This window comes from Lentzea flaviverrucosa (genome assembly GCF_003350445.1).
GTDB classification, from domain to species: Bacteria; Actinomycetota; Actinomycetes; order Mycobacteriales; family Pseudonocardiaceae; genus Lentzea; species Lentzea californiensis.
This window is the reverse complement of the sequence record NZ_QQAU01000004.1, coordinates 295,783-317,004: the sequence shown is the minus strand read 5'-3', so window position 1 is coordinate 317,004 and position 21,222 is coordinate 295,783. Positions and strand designations below refer to the sequence as shown.

The 21,222-nt window shown below is 69.6% G+C and carries 18 protein-coding genes; 15 read left to right on the top strand and 3 right to left on the bottom strand.

Translation table 11 applies throughout. The annotated features are described in order from the left end of the window. Nucleotides 1-2 precede the first annotated feature (2 nt). From pabB to DFR72_RS15090, 14 genes are all read left to right on the top strand, one after another. Nucleotides 3-2,060 carry an aminodeoxychorismate synthase component I gene (pabB, locus tag DFR72_RS15150; protein ID WP_090065531.1) on the top strand — a complete coding sequence of 686 codons (2,058 nt, stop codon included), beginning with the start codon at nucleotides 3-5 and terminating at the stop codon, nucleotides 2,058-2,060. Then, entirely contained in the window at nucleotides 2,057-2,872 is an 816-nt protein-coding gene (locus DFR72_RS15145) for a prephenate dehydrogenase dimerization domain-containing protein (RefSeq protein ID WP_090065532.1), read from the top strand. Before pabB ends, DFR72_RS15145 begins: the two co-directional genes overlap by 4 nt. Further along, complete coding sequence (locus tag DFR72_RS15140; protein ID WP_090065533.1) at nucleotides 2,869-4,119, top strand: aminotransferase class I/II-fold pyridoxal phosphate-dependent enzyme; 1,251 nt, start codon at nucleotides 2,869-2,871, stop codon at nucleotides 4,117-4,119. Before DFR72_RS15145 ends, DFR72_RS15140 begins: the two co-directional genes overlap by 4 nt. Continuing rightward, entirely contained in the window at nucleotides 4,116-5,588 is a 1,473-nt protein-coding gene (locus DFR72_RS45545) for an NAD(P)/FAD-dependent oxidoreductase (protein ID WP_170176276.1), read from the top strand. Before DFR72_RS15140 ends, DFR72_RS45545 begins: the two co-directional genes overlap by 4 nt. Continuing rightward, entirely contained in the window at nucleotides 5,588-6,442 is an 855-nt protein-coding gene (locus tag DFR72_RS45540) for a N5-glutamine methyltransferase family protein (RefSeq protein WP_170176275.1), read from the top strand. Before DFR72_RS45545 ends, DFR72_RS45540 begins: the two co-directional genes overlap by 1 nt. After that, a complete protein-coding gene (locus DFR72_RS15130; RefSeq protein WP_090065534.1) occupies nucleotides 6,443-9,541 on the top strand; it encodes an amidohydrolase family protein in 3,099 nt (1,032 codons plus the stop codon). Further along, nucleotides 9,541-10,728, top strand: a complete 1,188-nt coding sequence (locus DFR72_RS15125) for an MFS transporter (protein WP_090065535.1) — start codon at nucleotides 9,541-9,543, stop codon at nucleotides 10,726-10,728. Before DFR72_RS15130 ends, DFR72_RS15125 begins: the two co-directional genes overlap by 1 nt. A gap of 9 nt (nucleotides 10,729-10,737) precedes the next feature. After that, nucleotides 10,738-11,304 carry a GNAT family N-acetyltransferase gene (locus DFR72_RS15120; protein WP_090065536.1) on the top strand — a complete coding sequence of 189 codons (567 nt, stop codon included), beginning with the start codon at nucleotides 10,738-10,740 and terminating at the stop codon, nucleotides 11,302-11,304. Nucleotides 11,305-11,363: 59 nt separating this feature from the next. Beyond that, the gene (locus tag DFR72_RS15115) at nucleotides 11,364-12,305 is read left to right on the top strand and encodes a Ppx/GppA phosphatase family protein (RefSeq protein ID WP_090065827.1); all 942 of its coding nucleotides are present in this window, start codon (nucleotides 11,364-11,366) and stop codon (nucleotides 12,303-12,305) included. Between the two features lie 226 nt (nucleotides 12,306-12,531). Further along, entirely contained in the window at nucleotides 12,532-14,109 is a 1,578-nt protein-coding gene (locus DFR72_RS15110; RefSeq protein ID WP_245982965.1) for a peptide ABC transporter substrate-binding protein, read from the top strand. Between the two features lie 119 nt (nucleotides 14,110-14,228). Then, nucleotides 14,229-15,158, top strand: coding sequence for an ABC transporter permease (locus tag DFR72_RS15105; protein ID WP_090065538.1), 930 nt, complete (start codon nucleotides 14,229-14,231; stop codon nucleotides 15,156-15,158). Continuing rightward, nucleotides 15,151-16,125 (top strand): ABC transporter permease, encoded by a 975-nt coding sequence (locus tag DFR72_RS15100; RefSeq protein WP_090065539.1) that lies wholly within the window; start codon nucleotides 15,151-15,153, stop codon nucleotides 16,123-16,125. The genes DFR72_RS15105 and DFR72_RS15100 overlap by 8 nt, the downstream gene beginning before the upstream one ends. Before the next feature lie 9 nt (nucleotides 16,126-16,134). Further along, nucleotides 16,135-17,121 carry an ABC transporter ATP-binding protein gene (locus tag DFR72_RS15095; RefSeq protein WP_090065540.1) on the top strand — a complete coding sequence of 329 codons (987 nt, stop codon included), beginning with the start codon at nucleotides 16,135-16,137 and terminating at the stop codon, nucleotides 17,119-17,121. Continuing rightward, entirely contained in the window at nucleotides 17,114-18,109 is a 996-nt protein-coding gene (locus DFR72_RS15090) for an ABC transporter ATP-binding protein (RefSeq protein ID WP_090065541.1), read from the top strand. Before DFR72_RS15095 ends, DFR72_RS15090 begins: the two co-directional genes overlap by 8 nt. A 7-nt stretch (nucleotides 18,110-18,116) precedes the next feature. Here the strand turns inward: DFR72_RS15090 and DFR72_RS15085 are convergent, their stop codons facing one another. The 3 genes from DFR72_RS15085 to DFR72_RS15075 are packed head-to-tail and all read right to left on the bottom strand — an operon-like array spanning nucleotide 18,117 to nucleotide 20,559. After that, nucleotides 18,117-18,683, bottom strand: coding sequence for a chloramphenicol phosphotransferase CPT family protein (locus tag DFR72_RS15085; RefSeq protein ID WP_090065542.1), 567 nt, complete (start codon nucleotides 18,681-18,683; stop codon nucleotides 18,117-18,119). Beyond that, complete coding sequence (locus DFR72_RS15080) at nucleotides 18,680-19,105, bottom strand: GNAT family N-acetyltransferase (RefSeq protein ID WP_090065543.1); 426 nt, start codon at nucleotides 19,103-19,105, stop codon at nucleotides 18,680-18,682. The genes DFR72_RS15085 and DFR72_RS15080 overlap by 4 nt, the downstream gene beginning before the upstream one ends. Next, nucleotides 19,102-20,559, bottom strand: coding sequence for a S10 family peptidase (locus DFR72_RS15075; RefSeq protein ID WP_090065544.1), 1,458 nt, complete (start codon nucleotides 20,557-20,559; stop codon nucleotides 19,102-19,104). The genes DFR72_RS15080 and DFR72_RS15075 overlap by 4 nt, the downstream gene beginning before the upstream one ends. Nucleotides 20,560-20,589: 30 nt before the next feature. On the opposite strand from DFR72_RS15075, the gene DFR72_RS15070 reads away from it, so the two are divergent. After that, nucleotides 20,590-21,213 carry a uracil-DNA glycosylase gene (locus DFR72_RS15070; RefSeq protein ID WP_211335440.1) on the top strand — a complete coding sequence of 208 codons (624 nt, stop codon included), beginning with the start codon at nucleotides 20,590-20,592 and terminating at the stop codon, nucleotides 21,211-21,213. The last annotated feature ends 9 nt before the right edge of the window (nucleotides 21,214-21,222 follow it).

The following is a 21,222-nucleotide window of genomic DNA, read 5'->3' as shown; positions in this document are numbered from 1 at the left end:
CGATGCGAACGATCCTGATCGACAACTACGACTCGTTCACCTACAACCTCCACCAGCTGCTGGGCGAGGTCAACGGGGAGCCTCCGGTCGTCGTGCGCAACGACGTCGAGTGGTCCGACCTACGCCTCAGCGAGTTCGACGCCGTCGTGATCTCGCCGGGACCCGGCCGTCCCGACCGGGAGCGCGACTTCGGGGTGAGCGCCCGCGCGATCCTCGACGGAGGCCTGCCGGTGCTCGGGGTCTGCCTGGGGCACCAGGGGATCGCGCACCTGTTCGGCGGCGAGGTCGGCCACGCGCCGGAGCCCATGCACGGCCGCATCTCGCCGGTGCTGCACGACGGCGTCGACATCCTGCGCGGTCTGCCGAGCCCGTTCGACGTGGTGCGCTACCACTCGCTGACGGTCACCGCGCTGCCCGACGAGCTGGAGCCGATCGCCTGGACGCCGGACGGGATCCTGATGGCGGTCCGGCACCGCACCCGGCCCGTCTGGGGCGTGCAGTTCCACCCCGAGTCGATCAGCAGCGAGTACGGCCGTGAACTGCTCGCGAACTTCCGCGACCTGGTGATGGGCGAACGCGCTGCGACCGCCGACCCGTACGTGCCAGCGCCACGCCGCCGGCCGGAGCCGACCGGTGGACTGCCGGTGCACGTCCGGCAGGTGCCGGTGCTGCCGGACGCGGAGGCGGTGTACCGCGAGTTCTTCGCCGCCGGGCAGCACGGGTTCTGGCTCGACAGCAGCGCGGTGATCGACGGCGTGTCCCGGTTCTCCTTCCTGGGCGGCGGGTCCGGTCCGCTGGCCGAGCACGTCACCTACCGGGTGGCCGACGGTGTGGTCGACGTGCGGCGCTCCGACGGCTCGGTTTCGTTGGTGCGCCAGCCCTTCTTCGACTACCTCGACGAACAGCTGCGGCTGCGTTCGACCAGCACGCCCGGCCTGCCGTTCGACTTCAACCTCGGGTACGTCGGCTACCTCGGGTACGAGCTGAAGGCCGAGACCGGTGGTGCGCCGGCACATTCGGCGGGCACGCCGGACGCGTCGCTGCTGTTCTGCGACCGCGCGGTCGTGCTGGACCACCGGACCGGCACGACCTACGTGCTGGCGCTGGGCGAGGAGAACCGCGACTGGCTGGAGGAGACGGCCCAGCGGGTGGAGCTGTTGCCCGCGCCCGAACCCGCGGACGCGGCGGTGCTGCTGGAGTCGGGCCCGGTGCCGTTCGACCGGCGCCATGACGAGCAGGCCTACCTCGAGCGCATCGACGCGTGCCTGGAGGAGATCCGCAACGGCGAGTCGTACGAGATCTGCCTGACCAACGAGGTCACCGTGCGCGCGCGGGTCGACCCGCTGCACACCTACCTGCACCTGCGCCGGATCAGCCCGGTGCCCTACGCCGCGTTGCTGGACTTCCCCGGTGTCGCGGTGCTCTGCGCGTCGCCGGAGCGGTTCCTGAGCATCGGGGCCGACCGGGTGGCGGAGTCGAAGCCGATCAAGGGCACCCGCCCGCGCGGCGCGACCCCGGCCCAGGACGAGGCGCTGCGGCTCGACCTGCTCAGCCGCGAGAAGGACCGCGCGGAGAACCTGATGATCGTCGACCTGGTCCGCAACGACCTGAACGTGGTCTGCGAGGTCGGGTCGGTGCACGCGCCGAAGCTGTTCGCGGTGGAGACGTACGCGCCGGTGCACCAGCTGGTGTCCACGATCCGCGGCACGCTGCTGCCGGACCGGTCGGCGGTCGACTGCGTGCGCGCGGCGTTCCCCGGCGGCTCGATGACCGGCGCGCCCAAGGTGCGCACGATGGAGATCATCGACCGGCTGGAGGAAGGGCCGCGCGGCGTGTACTCCGGGTCGCTCGGCTGGTTCTCGCTGTCCGGCGCCGCCGACCTGAACATCGTGATCCGCACGCTGGTCGTCACGGACGACCACGTGACGTTCGGCGTCGGCGGTGCGATCGTCTCCCTGTCGGACCGGGCGGAGGAGTTCGAGGAGACCGTCGTCAAGTCCCGCGCGATGCTCACCGCCGTCGCCGCGACCGCGGCCCAGCTCGTGGGTGAGGACCGGTGAGGTACGCGGTCATCGGTGGCTCCGGCGCGGTGGGCTCGCTCTTCGCCGAGCGGCTGCGCGAGTCCGGTGAGGTCGAGGTGCTCGACCTGGCCACGGGTTTCGACGCCACCGCACCGGACCGGGAACTGGACGCCGACGTCGTGGTGGTCGCGTTGCCGGAACAGGTGGCGCTCGACGCGGTGAAGGCGTTGTCCCTCGAGCCAGGCACGCTGCTCGTGGACACGCTCTCGGTGAAGTCCGGTGTGGTGGAGGCCGTCCGCGCGACCGGACTCGAAGCGGTGAGCGTCAACCCGATGTTCGCGCCGTCGTTGCCGGTCCGGGGACGGCCGATCGCCGCGGTGGTGGTGCGTGACGGCCCACGGGCGCGGGACTTCCTGCGACTGCTGGGTTCCTGGGGCGCGCGGGTCGTCGAGGTCACGGCGCCCGAGCACGACCGCCTGGCGGCCGCCTCCCAGGCACTGACGCACGCGGCGGTGCTCGGGTTCGGTCTCGGGCTCGCCGAACTGGACGTCGATGCCGACGCCCTGACCGCGGTCGCCCCGCCACCGCACCGGACCCTGCTGGCGCTGCTGGCACGGATCGCGGGCGGCACGCCGGAGGTCTACTGGGACGTCCAGGCGGCGAACCCCCATGCGCCCCAGGCACGTGCCGCGCTGGCGAACGGGATGCGCAGGGTCGCCGACGTGGTCGAGAACGGCGACGAGGCGGCCTTCGCGGACCTGCTGGACGAGCTGCGCGGCTTCCTCGGCGACGGGCTCGCGCACCACCGCGAGCTGTGCGAGCGGATCTTCGAGGGGATGGAGGAGAAATGACGCAGGTGCAGCGACCCGCCAACTGGGTGGAGTCCCGGGTCGGCAAGACGTCCGACTCGCTCGACCGCGCGTTCGACGAAGGCCTGACCGGGCACGTGATCGTCGGCCGCGAGGGCAAACGCGTGCAGCTCCAGGACGGCGGCGACGCCGTGGAGTTCGTCTCCTGCTCGTACCTCGGGCTGGAGGAGCACCCGGACCTCGTCGCGGCCGCTTCGGAGGCGCTGCAGCGCTTCGGCGCCCACTTCTCCTCGTCGCGCAACCGGATGCGGCCGCACTACCTCGGTGAGCTGGAAGAGCTGCTCGGCGCGGTCTACCAGGGGAACCGGCCGGTCGCCTTCACCTCGGTCGGCACCGTCCACCTGGGACTGCTGCCGCTGCTGGGAACCGGTGTGCTGCCGAGCTACCCGGTGGCCGACGCGGGCGCGTTGTTCCTGGTGGAGAAGACCGCCCACGCGTCCATGCAGATCCTGCGAGGCCTGCTGGAGCAGATCGGCCCGGTCCGCCGGTTCGACCTGCAGGACCCCGAGTCGCTCGCCACCGCGCTGAACACCCGCGAGGGCCGTACGCCGATCGTGCTGGTCGACGGCGTCGGGTCGATGGGCGGCCTGATCGACGTCACCGGGATCCTGGCGGCGCTGGAACCGCACGGCGGTCACCTCTACATCGACGACGCGCACGGCATCTCGATCGCCGGTGAACGCGGCGCGGGCTACGCGTTCGAGGTCCTCGGCGACCGCCTGCCGCCGCACGTGGTCATCGCCGGCTCGCTGTCCAAGGCGTTCGGTGGCTCCGGCGGCTTCGCCCTGGTGCCCTCCGAGGCGGACGTGCTGAAGCTGCGGAAGTTCGCGAACCCGTTGGTGTTCGGGCACTCCATCATGCTGCCGATGCTGGCCGCCAACGTCGCCGCGGCGAAGCTGCACCTGACCGGTGAGGTCGCCGCGCTGCAGAAGCGGTTGTGGCACAACACCGACCAGTTCGACGAGCTGACCGGCGGCCAGCTGGTCAACGCGGGCCTGCGCTCACCCGTGCGCGGAGCCCTGTACCCGACTGAGGACGAGGCGTTCGACGTCGCCCGGCGGCTGAAGGAGGCGGGGTTGCTGATCCTGCCCGCGTTCTTCCCCACCGTGGCCAGGGGCACCGGCCTGATCCGGTTCGCCCTGTCGTCACTGCACGAGCAGGCACATCTCGAAAGCGCGGCAGAGGTCCTGGGACTGACCGCACCTACCGGAGGGCGTGAAAACCGTTGAGCACCAATGAAACCGTCAACACCGGCACCAGGGTGTTCGACGTCGTCGTCGTAGGCAACGGTGCTCTGGGCTCGTCCGTCGCCCTGACACTGGCCCGGCGCGGGCAGAAGGTCGCGCTGCTCGGGCAGCCGCACCGCCCGTACGCCGCCTCGACCGCGGCGGGCGCGATGCTGGGCTGCTTCGGCGAGGTCACCACCACGCTCGTGGCGAGCGACGAGGGCCGTTCCAAGCTGGAGCTCGACATCGCGGCCACCGCGCTGTGGCCGGAGTGGTCGGCGGAGCTCGCCGCCGAGACCGACGGCGTGGACGTGCGAACCGCGAACGGCACCGTCGTCATGCTCAACACCATTGGCGTGCCCGGCATCGACGACGCGAACTTCGAGGCCATCCGCGCCGAGATGCGCCGCTACGACGCGCCGTTCGAGGACGTCGACCCCGCGGACGTCGACTGGCTCGACCCGCATCCGAGCTCACGGCCGTTGCGCGCCTTCTACATCCCCGGCGAGCACGCGGTGGACTCGCACGCGCTGCTCCTGCAGCTGCAGAACGCGTTCCTCAAGGCCGGCGGCACGGTCATCCCCGAGTTCGCCTCCCGCGTCGAGTACGCGAGCGGCAAGGTCGAGGGCGTCGTGCTGGAGTCCGGCACCCGGCTGAGCGCGCCCGACGTGGTGCTGGCCGCGGGCGCCAAGTCCCAGGACCTGCTCGACACCGTGCCGGACGTGGCGTCACGGGTACCGCGCCTGGTCTCGGGTTACGGCGTGTCGGTGCTGGTCAAGACCGAGGACGGCACCTCGCCGGACAGCGTCATCCGCACGCCCAACAGGGCGTTCGCGTGCGGCCTGCACGTCGTGCCGCGCAGCCAGGGCAAGGTCTACGTGGGCGCGACGAACATCATCTCGCCGGACCCCGTCGACACCCCCGTCATGCGGGACGTGCTGTTCCTGCTCGACTGCGTGAACAAGCAGGTCCGCCGCAACCTCTGGGACAGCGGGATCGACAAGATCCAGGTCGGCAACCGGCCGGTCGCGCTCGACGGGTTCCCCCTGCTGGGCGAGGCGGAGCTCGACGGCCTGTGGATGATGACCGGCACCTACCGCGACGGTCTGCACCTGTCGCCGTTGCTGGCCGGCGAGATGACGGCCCGCATCCTGGGCGAGAAGCCCGCGCACGACCTCGACGTGTTCCAGCCCGTGCGTTCGCCCATCCAGACCGCGACCCGCCAGGAGACGGTGGAGACCGCGGTGACGCACATGCTGGCGACCGGTTACGAGTACAACTGGCAGGTGCCGGTCGACTGGCCGGTGATCATCGAGAAGAACCTGACGGCGTCCTACCAGCGGTGGGCCGACGAGCTCGACCCGCAGTTCACGCCGCCGCCGGAGCTGCTCGCCTCGTCGCGCATCCACCCGAGCCTGGTGAAGGCGCTGCGCGACTACTACGCCGCCAGCCGCACGGCGTCGGGGAGCTGATGACGTCCCGGCCGCTGGCCCACGCGCTGGCCGACGCGGAACGGAAGCTGACCGCGGCCGGCGTGTGGGCGCCGCGATCGGACGCCGAGGTGCTCGCGGCACACGTGCTCGGCGTGCTCGAACCCGATGCCGAGCTGGACGCGGTGCAGGCAGCGGAGCTGGACCGGCTGGTGGCACAGCGAGCTGAACGGATCCCGCTCGCCTACGTCACCGGCTGGGCCGAGCTCGGCGGGGTGCGGGTGGCCGTCGGCCCGGGGGTGTTCGTGCCCCGCCCGCACACGGAACCGTTGCTGGCGTGGGGACTCGAACGTCTGCGTGGGGTCTCCGATCCCGTGGTCGTCGACCTCTGCACGGGTTCCGGCGCGCTGGCACTGGCCATCGCGCACGCCCGGCCGGACGCGACCGTGCACGCCGTCGAACTCTCCGACGTGGCGCTGGACTTCGCGCTCCGCAACGCCAAGCAGCGGGCGGAGGCGGGAGACACGGCCATCCGGCTGGTGCAGGGAGACGTCACCGACCCGGAGCTGTTCCACGACCTGCACGGCGCCGTCGACCTCGTGGTCGCCAACCCGCCGTTCGTGCCGATGGACGTGGACATGCTGCCGGAGTGGAGCGAGCACCAGCCGCTGATGGCGATGTACGCCGGTTCGGACGGCACGTTCGTCCTGCGGCACGTCATCGCGCTGGCCGCCCGGCTGGCACGGCCCGGCGGCGGGTTCGCCGTCGAGCACGGCGACCCGCAGGTGGCCGTCGTCGCCGCGCTGATGCGCGACACCGGCGTCCTCACCGGCATCACCAACCACCCGGACCACCACGGTGATCCCCGTTTCACCACCGCGCACAGGAGAATCTGAGTGTCCACATCTGACACACCCGGTGTCTCGCGCCGGGACGTGTTCCGCAGGGGTGGCCAGGTCGCCGCCGGAGCGGGCGCGATCTGGCTCACCGCGGGCACCGCCACCGCCGCACCGCACCACGAGACCGGCACGAAGCTGGTCGAGCTGCGCGAGTCGACGAGTCCGCGGGTGCACGTGTCGCCGGACGGCAGGACCATCGCGTTCGACGCGCTCAACTCGTTGTGGCTGGTGCCGGTCGGCGGCGGCAGGGCGCGCAGGCTGACCGACGACGTGCAGGACTCGACGCAGCCGAACTGGGCGCCCGACGGCAGGTCGCTGGTGTTCCAGTCGTTCCGCGAGGGCACCTACGACCTGTGGACGATCAACGCCGACGGCACCGGCCTGCGCAGGCTCACCGACGGTCCCGGCTACGACCAGGAGCCCGCGTTCTCCCCGGACGGCAGGCTGGTCGCGTTCGCCTCCGACCGCGGCTCCGCCAGCCACGTCTGGCTGCTGGAGATCGCGACCGGCGTGCTGCGGGTGCTGACCGAGGGCGACAAGAAGCACGCCCAGCCGTCCTGGTCGCCCGACGGACGCAAGGTCGTCTACGTCGTCAACGACACGACGGTCGAGTCCACCGACATCGCTACGGGCGCACGTGCCGAAGTGCGGAAGTCCGACGCCGACACCGTGTTCGGGCCGAGCTACGCACCCGACGGCAAGCTCGGGTACGTCGAGGCCCGCGGCTCCAAGACCGCCGTGGTGGTCGACGGCGCGGTGGTCGCGGACGGCGAGGACGTGGCGCCGTTCGGGCCGAACTGGCTGTCCGCCAAGGAGATCGTGTACGCGACCAACGGCGGGATCCGCCGCCGCGTGCTCGGTGGCGCGGCGAGCGACATCCCGTTCGTCGTCGCCGCACCGGTGCTGCGGCAGCGGAACTACCAGCGCAAGCCGCGCGACTTCGCCCCCTCGGCGCCCCAGCAGGTCAAGGGCATCGCGGGGCCGGTGCTCTCACCGGACGGCCGGACCATCGCGTTCCGCGCGCTGAACTCGTTGTGGCTCCTGCCGGTCGAGGGCGGCAAGGCCCGCCGGATCACCGACGACGCGTACTTCGACACCGATCCCGACTGGTTCCCGGACGGCCGGTCCCTGGTGTTCGTCAGCGACCGCGCCGGCACCGCGAACCTGTGGAGCCACGACCTGGCCACGGGTGCCTCGCGGCAGATCACCTCCCTGCCCAACGCCCAGCTGACCCCGTGCGTCTCCCCGGACGGCCGCAAGATCGCCTACCAGGACGAGGCCGGCGCGACCTGGGTCTGGGAGGCGGGCGCCGTCACCAAGGTGCTGCCCGCCATGTACCAGCCCGGCAGGCCGACCTGGTCGCCCGACAGCGGCACGATCGCGCTCGCCGCGGTGAGGCCGTACTCGCGTCGCAGCACGTCCGGCCACAACCAGGTCCTCACCGCGCACCTGGCGTCCGGCACCGTGACCTACCAGCCGATCGCGCCGGAACGCTCGATCGCCACCCGCGGCGACGACGGTCCGGTGTGGACGGACGGCTGGCTCGTCGTGGTCGCGGAGAGCCTGCTGTGGAAGGTGCCCGTCGACGCGGCGGGCCGGATCACCGGCAAACCGGTGCGCCTGAGCGACGAGGTCACCGACTCGGTGTCGGTCAGCGGCGACCGGGTGCTGTACCTCTCCAACGGCAGGCTGCGGCTCGTCGGACTGAACGGCGGCCCGGCGCGGACGATCCCGCTCGACCTGACGTGGAAGGCCAAGCGGTCCGCCGAACGCGTGGTCGTGCGGGCCGGCGCGTTGTGGGACGGCAAGAGCGCCGAACTGCGCAAGAACGTCGACATCGTGCTCGAAGGCGACCGCATCGCCGCGGTCCTGCCGCAGGGGAGGGCGAAGGGCCGGGTGGTCGACGCGTCGGCGTTGACGGTCATGCCCGGCATGATCGACGTGCACAACCACTGGCACCTGCGCGGCCGGCAGTGGGGCGACCGGCAGGGACGGGCGTGGCTCGCGTACGGCGTGACGACGAGCCGTTCGCCCGGCGACCCGGCCTACCAGATGGTGGAGACGCGGGAGGCGCTCGCGGCCGGAACCCGGGTGGGGCCGAGGTTCTTCGGCACCGGCGAGGCGCTCGACGGCACCAGGGCCTACTACAACTTCATGCGCACGACCATGAACCGCGAGCAGCTGGAGCGCGAGCTCGACCGCGCCCAGGGCCTCGAGTACGACCTGCTCAAGTCGTACATGCGGATGCCGGTCGCGTTGGAGCGGCGGATCGTGGAACGCGCGCACCAGCAGGGCGTTCCGGTCACCTCGCACTACCTCTACCCGGCCGCGATCACCGGTCTCGACGGGATGGAGCACACCGGCGGCGGCAACCGGCTCGGGTACTCGCGCACGCTGAGCTACGGCGCCGGCCGCACCTCGCAGGACTCGGTCGACCTGTTCGTCGCGAGCGGCATGTGGATGTCCTCCACGACGCTGTTCGCGAGCGAGCTGTTCCTCGAGGACAGGTCGCTGATCGAGGACGAGCGGACGAAGGTGCTGTTCCCGGACTGGGAGTACCGGCGGCTGCTGCAGAAGGCGGAGGACGCCGCCGCACCGTGGGCGGAGCTGTACCGGGCGTGGACCGCCGGTGACGTGGACGCGTTGCTGCGCGTGCATCGCGGCGGCGGGTTGGTGGCGTGCGGCACCGACGCGGCGCTCGACGACATCGGGGTGAGCTACCACCAGAACTTGCGGGTGATGGTGAAGCACGGCTTCACCCCGTTCGAGGCGCTCACCACGGCCACCCGTGACGCGGCTCGGGTGCTCGGACTCGCCGACCGGCTCGGCACCGTCGCCCCCGGCCTGCTCGCCGACCTCGTGTTCGTCGACGGCGACCCGTTGCGGGACATCGGCAAGGCCGCGGCGGTGCGGCAGGTCATGGTCGGCGGGATGATGCACACCGTGCCGGACCTCCTCGCGCCGTTCCGCGTCGCGCGACCCGCGGCGCTGAGCACGACGGAAGTCCGTCCGGACGCGCCTTCGGCCGTGCAGAACCCCGCGCACTACTGGCACCACTCGGAGTCGGCCGTGCACGGCTGCTGCCGGCAACGCTGATGCGCACGTACCGCGCCCTGCTGGCGCTGCCGGGCGCGGCGGCGTTCGTGACGGCGGGTTTCGTCGGCAGGCTCCCGATGGCCATGCGCACGCTGGGGTGCCTGCTGATGGTGTCCGCCCTCACCGGGTCGTACTCGCTGGCCGGTGGTGTCTCGGCGGTGTTCGGCATCGCGATGGCGGTCAGCGGCCCGTTCCTCGCCCGGCTGGCCGACCGGCACGGCCAGTCGCGGACACTGGTCTGGTCGGCACTCGCGCACGGGGCCGGTGTCGGCGTGCTCGTCGCGGCCGTCGTCTGGGGCGCTCCCGCGTGGACGTACTTCCCGGCGGCGGCCGTCGCCGGGCTCACGTCGATCCCGATGGGGTCGCTGGTCCGCGCGCGGTGGGCCGTGGTGGCGGGCGACCGCATCCAGGCGGCCTACGCGCTCGAAGCCGTGGTCGACGAGGTCATCTACATCCTCGGGCCGTTGCTCGTCGTCTGGTTGTCCGTGCAGCTGACGCCGGCTGCGGGCCTGCTCGGCGCGGTCGTGCTGGCCGTGGCCGGCGGGCTCGCGCTGGCCGCACAACCGCGCACCGCACCGCGGTTCGCCGAAGCACGCGACGAACCGCGCACCGGTGTCATCCGCGTCCACGGCATGAAGGTCCTCACCGCCGTCTACTTCGCCGCCGGTGGCCTGATCGGCGCGATCGACGTCGCGGCCGTGAAGTTCGCGGGCGAGCACCAGGACCCCGGTGCGGCCGGGGTGCTGCTCGCGTTGATGACGTTCGCGAGCATGGTCGCCGGGCTCACGTTCGGGCTCCTCCGCTGGCAGCTGGGGCTGCCCCGCCGGCTGCTGCTCACCGCGGCCGTGCTGGCCTGCGGCAGTGTGCCCGCGTTGTTCGCCGGGTCGGTCGTGACGATGTGCCTGGCCGTGTTGCTGCTCGGCGTGGGCATCTCGCCGTTGCTCGTCGTGGGCAGTGCGCTCGTCGAGTCCCTGGTGCCCCGGCGCGGCCTGACCGAGGGGTTCGCCGTCGTGGGCAGCGGCGTCACGCTCGGCATGGCGGCGGGCTCGGCCGCGGGCGGCGCGTTCGCGGACCTCGCGGGCAGCGCGGCGGCGTTCGGCCTGGCCACGGCCTGCGGTGTGCTCACGGTGGCCGTCTGCGCCGCCGGTCTTCGCTTTCTCACTCCCCGACCAGTCCCCGTTGCATAGGATCACAGCGTGTTGCGACCCGATTACCCGTTGACCACGGACCGCCTCGTCCTGCGTCCCTTCACCGAGTCCGACCTGGACGACCTGTACGCCTACCAGTCGCTGCCCGACGTCGCCCGCTACCTCTACTGGGACGCCCGCGAGCGCGACCAGGTCGCGGAGGCGCTGAAGAAGAAGGTGGAGCAGGACCACCTCGCCGCCGAGGGCGACTACTTCGTGCTGGCCGTCTACTGGCCGGAGGTGGGCAAGGTCATCGGCGAGGTCAACCTCAACTACCTGAGCGAGGAGAACCGGCAGGGCGAGACCGGCTTCATCTTCCACCCGGCCTACCAGGGCAAGGGGCTCGCCCGTGAGGCCACCGAGGTGATGTTGCGGCTCGGGTTCGCCGACCTGGGTCTGCACCGGATCATCGGGCGCTGCGACCCGCGCAACGACCCGTCGTGGCGGCTCATGGAGCGGCTCGGGTTCCGGCGCGAGGCGCACTTCGTGCAGAACGAGATCTTCAAGGGCGAGTGGGGCGACGAGTTCGTCTACGCGATGCTCGCGGACGAGTGGCGCGCGTCGCGTTCCGGCTGAGTGGGGCACCGGGGTCGCGACGCGTAGGTTTGGCCGCTCCACCGAGACGAGGAGTGATCATGTCGCGCGTTGCGGCCATCGACTGCGGAACCAACTCGATCCGGCTGCTGATCGCCGACGTGACCAAGCGCGACGACGGCACGGCGTGGCTGCGGGACGTCCACCGCGAGATGAAGATCGTCCGGCTCGGGCAGGGCGTGGACGCGACCGGGCGTCTGCACCCCGACGCCATCGAACGCACCCGGCAAGCCCTCCTCGACTACGCGCGCACGATGCAACGCAAGGGCGTGGAGACCGCACGGATGGTCGCGACGAGTGCCACGCGTGACGCGAGCAACCGCGACGAGTTCTTCAGCATGACCGAGCAGATCCTCGGCGCGCCCGCGGAGGTGATCACCGGGGACGAGGAGGCGAGGCTGTCCTACCTCGGCGCGGTGGCCGACCTCGACCCGGACGAGGGACCCTTCCTCGTCACCGATCTGGGTGGCGGCAGCACCGAGTTCGTCCTCGGCACGGGCTCCGACGTCGAGGCCGCGAGGTCGATGGACATCGGCTGCGTGCGGCTCACGGAGCGGTTCATCAAGTCCGATCCGCCCACCGAGGACGAAATCGCGCAGGCGGAAGCGTTTGCGCGTGCGGCCGTCAAAGAAGCATTCGAAGTCGTCCCGGTCGAGAAGACCAAGACGTGGATCGGCGTCGCCGGCACGGTTACGACATTGTCAGCCCTGGTCCAGGGGCTGGAGGTGTACAACAGCGACGATATTCACCTGAGTCGCATCACACTTGACAATGTTCGTGAAATCACCGACCGTATCCTCTCCATGACGCATGATGAGCGTGCCTCGCTGGGACCCATGCACCCCGGTCGAGTGGACGTGATCTGCGGTGGAGCAGTGGTACTGCGTGCGATTGCCGACGAACTGGAAAATCGCGCGGGAATTCGCACGCTCGTGTGCAGCGAGCACGACATCCTCGACGGCATCGCGTTTTCGCTGGTCTAGCGCCGAATTAAGGTGCGCTTGAGGTGATCGTGACGACTTTGTGACCGATTTCAGTGCGCGTACTGCTGGACGCCCCGGTTAACGTCCTCTCACGTTTTGGGAGGTGGACGAGACCTCCCGGGGAGGCGCGCGCACGCAATATCTGCGGAGCGGCGCCGGGGAAAGGCGGGAGAGACTGATGTCGCGATCACGGGTTGCGTGGGTGGTTCTTCCCACCGCGCTCGCCATGACGCTCAGCGCATGCGGCGGCGGTGGCGGTAGCACCAATGCCACCGATGGCAAGGACAACCCGGACGGCACGGTGTCCATCTACGGCACCGAGCCCAAGAGCACCTTGTTCCCGGCCAACACGACCGAGGCCGGCGGTGGCAAGGTCACCGACTCGCTGTTCTCGCGGCTGGTCGGTTACAAGACCGAAGACGGCGCGCCCTACAACTTGATGGCCGACTCGATCACGACCAGTGACGCGAAGGTCTACACGATCAAGCTCAAGCAGGGCTGGAAGTTCCACGACGGCACCGAGGTCAAGGCGAAGAACTTCGTCGACGCCTGGAACTGGGCCGCGTACGCGCCGAACGCGCAGCAGGCGGCATCGTTCTTCTCCCCGATCGCGGGCTTCGAGGACGTTCACCCGACCGACGAGAACGCCAAGCCGGCCAAGGACAAGATGTCCGGTCTCGAGCTGGTGGGCGACTACGAGTTCAAGGTCACCCTCAACGGCCCGACCTCGGTCTTCACGACGATGATCGGCTACACGCCGTTCTCGCCGATGGCCGACTCGTTCTTCGCGGACCCGAAGGCCGCCGAGGCCAAGCCGATCGGCAACGGCCCGCTGAAGTTCGTCTCCCGCACGCCGAACGCGCTGATCAAGATGGAGCGCTTCGACGACTACAAGGGCGAGGACAAGGTCCACTTCAAGACCTTGGACTACAAGATCTACTCCTCCCAGGAGACCGCGTACCAGGACCTGGTCGCGGGCAAGCTGGACTTCATGGAGGCCCTGCCCCCGTCGGCCAAGGTCGGCGAGAAGTACAAGGCCGACCTCGGTGACGCGGTCGTGAACGCCAACCTGCTCGGCCAGAGCGCGATCGCGTTCCCGCAGTACATCCCCGAGTTCAAGAACGTGAAGCTGCGCCAGGCCGTCTCGATGGCCATCAACCGCGAGCAGATCACGAAGACCGTGCTCGCCGGCTCGTACGTGCCGTCCACCAGCTTCGTGTCGCCCGGCATCAAGGGCTACCGCGCGGACACCTGCGGCGAGTACTGCAAGTACAACCCGGAGAAGGCCAAGCAGCTGTTCGCCGAGTCGGGCTTCACCGGCAAGAAGCTGACCATCCAGTCCAACCAGGACGGTGGCCGCAAGGAGCCTCTCGAGGCGGCTTGCAACAGCATCAAGCAGGCGCTCGGCGTTGACTGCGAGTTCGTCGGTGCCACCAACTTCGGTGCGTTCCGCCAGATCGTCGACGGCAAGCAGCTGACCGGCATGAGCCGTTCGGACTGGTCGGCCGACTACCCGTCGATCGAGAACTTCCTCAACCCGCTGTACCGCACCGGTGGTTCGTCGAACGACTCGAACTACTCGAACCCCGAGGTCGACGCCCTTCTGAAGAAGGCCGACGAGACGGCGAACGAGGACGAGGCGATCAAGATCTACCAGCAGGCGGAGGACATCATCGCCAAGGACCTGCCCTCCATGCCGACCTGGAACGAGAAGGGCATCGGCGGCCGTTCCAAGAACCTGCTCGCCGCGAAGATGTCGTTCAAGCGTCAGGGCGCTCTGGAGTCGTTCCGCGTCAAGGCCTGATTGCCGAACACCTGAGTTCTGACTGATCCGTCCGGCCCCGCGTCCCTCGAGCGTTACGGGCGCGGGGCCGGTGCGGTGTCAGGACCTTGGGCGCCCCCACCACGCAAGGAGCCGACCTCATGGGTCGCTATGTGCTGCGCCGTCTGCTGCAGCTGATACCGGTCTTCCTGGGGACCACTTTTCTCATCTACGCCCTCGTCTGGGCCATTCCGCAGGACCCCTTCGCGGGCAAGTGCGGCCAGCGGCCGTGTGATCCGGCCTACATCGCCGAGATGAGCCAGAAGCTCAACCTCAACGACCCGTTGGTCGTCCAGTACTTCAAGTACCTGGGCAACCTGCTCGTCGGTGACTTCGGCACCACCTTCAACGGCGTCTCCGTCGGTGAGCAGATCGCCACCTCGTGGCCGATCACGCTCAAGATGGGCATCATCGCGCTGATCATCGAGGCCGTCATCGGCATCGTCGCCGGTGTCCTCACCGGTCTGCGCAAGTCGGGCTTCCTGGACAACCTGGTCCTGGTCTCGACCCTGTTCCTGATCTCGCTGCCGGTCTTCGTCACCGGTTTCGTGCTGCGGCTCTACCTCGGCCCGCAGGGCTTCGACCTGATGGACACCTCGGTCAGCTCCGATCCGACGTTCGGCGAACTGATCCTGCCCGGCTTCGTGCTCGGCAGTCTCTCGATGGCCTACGTGGCCAGGCTGACCCGGTCGAGCATCGTCGAGAACCGGCGCGCGGACTACGTGCGCACGGCCATCGCCAAGGGCCAGCCGCAGTCCCGCGTCGTCGGCATCCACCTGCTGCGCAACTCTCTGATCCCGGTGATCACGTTCCTCGGCACCGACCTCGGCGCCCTCATGGGCGGCGCGATCGTCACCGAGGGCGTCTTCAACATCAACGGCATCGGCGGTCTGATCTTCCGCGGCATCCAGGAGAAGGAAGGCATCATGGTCACGGGCATCGTGACCCTGCTGGTCCTCGTCTACCTGCTGATGAGCCTGATCGTCGACCTCCTGTACGCCGTTCTCGACCCGAGGATTCGCTATGAGTGACCCAGGATCCGTGTCCGGCGGAACCGGACTCGAGGCGTCCGCGGCGGCAGGTGTCGACCAGCTCAGCCACGTCGACGACTCCTCGCAGAAGCAGAAGAAGCCGCGCTCGCTCTGGAGCGACGCGTGGGGCGATCTCCGCACCAAGCCCACGTTCATCATCTCGCTGGTGATCATCGCGATCATCGTCCTGATGGCGATCTGGCCGACGCTGTTCACGTCGGTCGACCCGCGTGCGGCCGACCTCGACAAGTCGCTGCAGTCGCCTTCGGGTGACGCGTGGTTCGGCTACGACCTGCAGGGCTACGACGTCTTCGCCCGTGCGATGCACGGTGCCCGCGCGTCGCTGCTGGTCGGCATCTTCGCGACGCTGCTGACCGTGCTGATCGGGTCGACCGTCGGCATCATCGCCGGCTACGCGAAGACGTGGATCGACAGCCTGCTGTCGCGGTTCAGCGACATCTTCGCCGGCATCCCGTTCGTGCTCGGTGCGATCGTCATCCTGACGACGCTCAACGCGCCCACGGAGAACCCCGGCGTCTTCCGGATCATCACCCAGGTGGTGCTCTCGATCGCCGTGCTGTCGTGGCCGGTGGCCATGCGCATCATGCGTTCGGCGACCCTGGTCGCGAAACAGCAGGACTACGTCAAGGCCGCCCGCGGCCTCGGCGCGTCCCCGCTGCGGATCGTGTTCCGGCACCTGCTGCCGAACACCGTGGCGCCCGTGCTGGTGTACGCGACGATCGCCCTGGGTGCCTTCATCGGTGCCGAGGCGACGCTGGCGTTCCTCGGCATCGGCCTGCGTCCGCCGGTGGTGTCGTGGGGCGTGATGATCTCGGAGTCGCGTGACTACTTCCAGTCGGCTCCGCACATGCTGCTGTTCCCCGCCGGCTTCGTCACGATCACCGTGCTGGCCTTCGTCATGCTCGGTGACGCCGTGCGCGACGCCCTCGATCCCAAGTCCCGATAGGGGAATCCTGTGACTCAGCCATTGCTGGAGGTCGAGGATCTCCACGTGGAATTCCGCACCCGCGACGGTGTCGCGAAGGTGCTCAACGGCGTTTCGTACCACGTCTCGGCGGGCGAAACCCTTGCCGTGCTGGGCGAATCCGGTTCCGGCAAGTCCGTGACCGCTCAGACGATCATGGGCATCCTGGACACGCCGCCGGGGTTCATCACCAACGGTTCGATCAAGTTCCGCGGTGAGGACCTGCTGAAGCAGTCGGCGGAAGAGCGCCGCCAGGTTCGTGGCGAGGGCATCGCCATGATCTTCCAGGACGCGCTGTCGGCCCTGAACCCCGTGTTCACGATCGGGTTCCAGATCGAGGAGCAGCTCAAGGTCCGCCGCGGGATGTCCAAGGCGGACGCCCGCAAGCGGGCGGTCGAGCTCCTCGACCAGGTGAAGATCCCGAACGCCAAGGGTCGCGTCTCGGACTACCCGCACCAGTTCTCCGGCGGTATGCGGCAGCGCGCGATGATCGCGATGTCGCTGGCCCTCGACCCGGAGCTGCTGATCGCGGACGAGCCCACGACCGCGCTGGACGTCACCGTGCAGGCCCAGATCATGGACCTGCTGGCGGAGATCCAGAAGGAACGCGAGATGGGCATGATCCTGATCACCCACGACCTCGGCGTCGTCGCCGACGTCGCGGACCGGATCTCGGTCATGTACGCGGGCCGCATCGTCGAGCACGCCGACGTCTACGAGCTGTTCCGCGCGCCGGGACACCCGTACACCGAGTCGTTGCTGGAGTCCCTGCCGCGCGTGGACCTGCGTGGCCAGGAGCTCAAGACGATCAAGGGCCTGCCGCCGTCGCTGACCAACATCCCGTCGGGGTGCCCGTTCCACCCGCGCTGCCCGCGGGCGTTCGACCGTTGCCCCACCGAGGTCCCTGCCGTGCACAACCTCGGCATGGGCCGCACCAGCCGGTGCCACATCGCGGAGGAGGTGGTCGCTCGTGGCTGAGCCCATCCTCGAGGTCGAGAACCTCGTCAAGCACTTCCCGGTCCGCGTCGGCGTGCTGTTCAAGCGCACCGTGGGCCACGTCAAGGCCGTCGACGGTGTCTCGTTCAGCCTCAACAAGGGCGAGACCCTTGGTGTGGTGGGCGAGTCCGGTTGCGGCAAGTCCACGCTGGCCCAGGTGCTGATGCGCCTGGAACCGCCGACGTCGGGACTCGCGCGCTTCGAGGGCCGCGACATGTTCGCGATGAAGGGCGCGGAGCTGCGCAAGCTGCGCCGCGACATCCAGATCGTGCTGCAGGACCCGTACACGTCGCTGAACCCGCGCATGACGGTCGGCGACATCGTCGGTGAGCCCTACGAGATCCACACCGAGGTCGCGCCCAAGGGCGACCGGCAGCGCAAGGTCCAGGAGCTGCTGGAGACCGTGGGTCTCAACCCGGAGCACATCAACCGGTATCCGCACCAGTTCTCCGGCGGTCAGCGCCAGCGCATCGGCATCGCCCGCGCGCTCGCGCTCAAGCCCAAGGTGATCGTGTGCGACGAGCCGGTGTCCGCCCTGGACGTCTCGATCCAGGCGCAGGTCATGAACCTGCTGGGCGACCTGCAGTCCGAGATGGGTCTCTCGTACGTCTTCATCGCGCACGACCTGTCGGTGGTCCGCCACCTGTCGGACCGCGTCGCGGTGATGTACCTCGGCAAGATCGTGGAGATCGGCACCGAGGAAGAGATCTACGAGCGTCCGATGCACCCGTACACGCAGGCGCTGCTGTCCGCCGTGCCGGTACCGGACCCGACCCAGCGCGGCCGGCGCGACGTCATCCGCCTGACGGGTGACGTGCCTTCGCCGATCGACCCGCCGTCGGGCTGCCGGTTCCGCACGCGGTGCTGGAAGGCGCAGGACATCTGCGCGACCGAGGTTCCCGAGCTCGTGGTGCGGGGCGGCGGTCACCCCGCCGCGTGTCACTTCGCGGAGGAGCGCGCGGTCGTCTGACCGGTTTCTAGGTGACTGAGGGGTCGTGCCTGCGGGCGCGGCCCCTCAGCTCGTCGAAGGCCCTCCTCGTGGGCTCCCGGCTGACGAACTCCTTGATCGCGAGCGCGCACTCGCGCGGGCTGTGCGCGCTCGTGTCGACCTCGAAGTCGTAAAGCCCGTGCTGGTGGACGCTCTGGAGCTGCGCGGCGCCCTGCCCCGGCGCCCGGTCACCCCTGGCCCGTTCGCGCCTCTCCAGCTCGTCTGGAGGGCAGTGCACGCCCACGAGCACGACGTCCAGGCCGTCCATCACCTCGAGGCAGTCCTGCAGACGCCACGGCTCGCTGAGCAGGTGGTCGACCACGACGTCGTTGCCGGCCCGCGCCATGCCCGCCACGGCCCGGTGGAAGCCGGCCCTGGTGCGGCGCAGGACCTCGGTCTGGGCGGGGCCGTCGAGCTCCAGCGTCCGTTCGACGGCGCGCATGGCACCGAACGCGTCGACGCCGAGGTGGAAGTACGGGGTGTCCGGCACCAGCAACAGCTGCTCGGCGATGCTCGACTTGCCGGAGCTGGACGTCCCGTTGAGAAAGATGATCATCGGCTCAGGTCGGTGAGCGACACACCCGGAGCGACCTCGCGCGTGCCCGTCTCCACGAACCCCCGCCTGCGGTACAGCGCGAGCGCGGGCTCGTTCTTCGTGCCCGTGCTGACGACCTGCGGCCCGTCCGGCAGTGCGTCGAGCAACTTCGACGCGATGCCGCGGCGGTGTGCCCGCGGGTGCACGACGAGCCGGCAGATGTCCACAGTGGACCCGTCGAGCCGGTAGGACACCGCGCCCGCGAGACCCTCCTCGTCGTGGAGCCCGAGGAAGGTCTCGTCGCAGGCGCGGAGCTCGTCGAGCGACTCGTGCAGCGGCGGGATGCCGTCGAAGCCGATGAGCTCGGCCTCGACGGCGTACGCCAGCCGTTGCACCGTCCAGAGCTCGTGCAGGACGGTGTCGTCGGACAGGTCGAGGATCACGTGCCGCAGGAGTTCCGGACGAACGCCGCCAGGTCCTCGGACTGCTGGATCCTGCTGGGCTCGTGGACGTACATCATGTGGCCGGCCGGGTAGTAGGCCGACTCGATGTTCGCCGTGAGCTCCTTCGGGATCTGCAGGTGCGCGATGAGGTGCTCGGCCGCGAAGTACGGCGTGGCGCCGTCGTACCAGCCGAACGCGACGTGGACCTTGAGGTGCGGGTTCGCCCGCATCGCCGCCGAGAGCTTGCCCGCCGTCGTGACGTGGCGGCCCTCGAACTCCTTGTAGGACCAGTTCTCGATGACCCGCGCGAGGACCTCGTACGGCAGGTCGCTGGAGTAACCGAGCTCGGCGTGCAGGTAGTGGTTGAGCACCGCCGAGTACGGGCCGAGGATCGCGTCGATGGACGGGTCCGCGGAGATGCCCTCGCGGCCGTAGTCGGTGTCCCAGCCGGTGAAGCGGGAGTCGATGCGGCCGACCGTCTTGCGGTCGCGGCGCAGCAGTTCGGTGAAGAACCGGATGTGCTCGATGCGCAGGTCGACCGCGTCCACGTACTCCTCGGACAGGCCGGTGAGCCGGGCGAGCTTCTCGATCGTCGCGGCGCGCTCGGCGTCGCTGAGCCGGTTGCCGCGGGCGAGGGCGTAGGGGTAGTCGCGGACCGCGAACTCCTCGGCCTCGGCGAGCACCTCCTTCAGCGGGCGGTCGCCGTGCAGGCCGTGGTAGTTGGCGATGGCCGCGTACGTCGGCAGGAAGAGCGTGTAGGCCAGGTCGTGGCCCTCGTTGAACTCCAGCGTCGCGAAGTCCAGCACCGACGAGATCAGCATGAGCCCGTTGAGGTACATGCCGTACTTCTTCTGCAGGTGCTCGGCGAGACCGGCCGCGCGGAGCGTGCCGTAGGACTCGCCGCAGAGGAACTTCGGCGACATCCAGCGGCCGTTGCGCGAGGTCCAGAGCCGGATGACCTCGGCGATGGACTCGATGTCGGGCTGGTAGCCGTGGTAGCTGCCGGGCTTCTCGCCCTGCGCGGCCCGCGAGTACCCGGTGGACACCGGGTCGATGAACACGAGGTCGCTCTCGGCGAGCAGGCTCTCCTCGTTGTCCGCGATCCCGTACGGCGGGGCGGTGAGGTCGCCGACGTCGCCACTGAGGACCCGGCGCGGCCCGAGGAGCCCCATGTGCAGCCACACGCTCGCGGAACCCGGTCCGCCGTTGAACGCGAACGTCACGGGCCGCTTCAGCGGGTCCGCGCCGTCGAGGGTGTAGGTGGTCACGAACACCTCGGCCTTGGGCTTGTGGCCCTCGAACACGCCGTCCTTGAGCACTTCTTCCTTGAGCACGATCCGCCCGGTGGTGGCGGTGTAGTTCAGCTCGCGGCCCTTGACGACGATGCTGTGCTGGGTGGTGACCAGATCATCAGCGGGAGACTCGGGCTTCTCTTCGGTCTTCTCCTCGGACATGGGAGCAACACTACGGAACTCGACGATCGAATAACGGCCTGCCGAGCGTGCCCGCGCCTGGTCGCGTGGCGCGAGTCCGTCGCGGTGACGAAGCGCGCGGCGTTCCTGGACCAGGACTACTGGGCGAAACCGGTCCCGGGCTTCGGTCCGATGGACGCGTCGCTGCTCATCGTGGGCCTCGCACCCGCCGCGCACGGTGGAAACCGGACGGGACGGATGTTCACCGGCGACCCGTCCGGCGACTTCCTGTACCGGGCGCTGTACGAGGCCGGCCTGGCCTCACAGCCCACCGCGTGGGCCCGCGACGACGGCATGGAGCTGTACGGCGTGCGCATGGCCTCGCCCGTCCGGTGCGCGCCGCCGGACAACAAGCCGACGTCCGCGGAACGGGACAGGTGCTCACCTTTCCTGCGCGAGGAGATCTCGCTGATGCCCAACCTGCGGTCCGTCGTGGTGCTCGGCGGGTTCGGGTGGAAGGCGTTCCTGCCGCTGCTGGGGCCGGAGCGGCCGAAGTTCGGGCACGGCGTGGAGGTCGAGATGGGCGGGCTGCGGGTGTTCGGGTGCTACCACGTGTCCCCGCACAACACCTACACCGGCAGGCTGACCCAGGAGATGTTGCAGGACGTGCTGAAACGGGCGATGGGTTCCACTTAGGATCCGCCG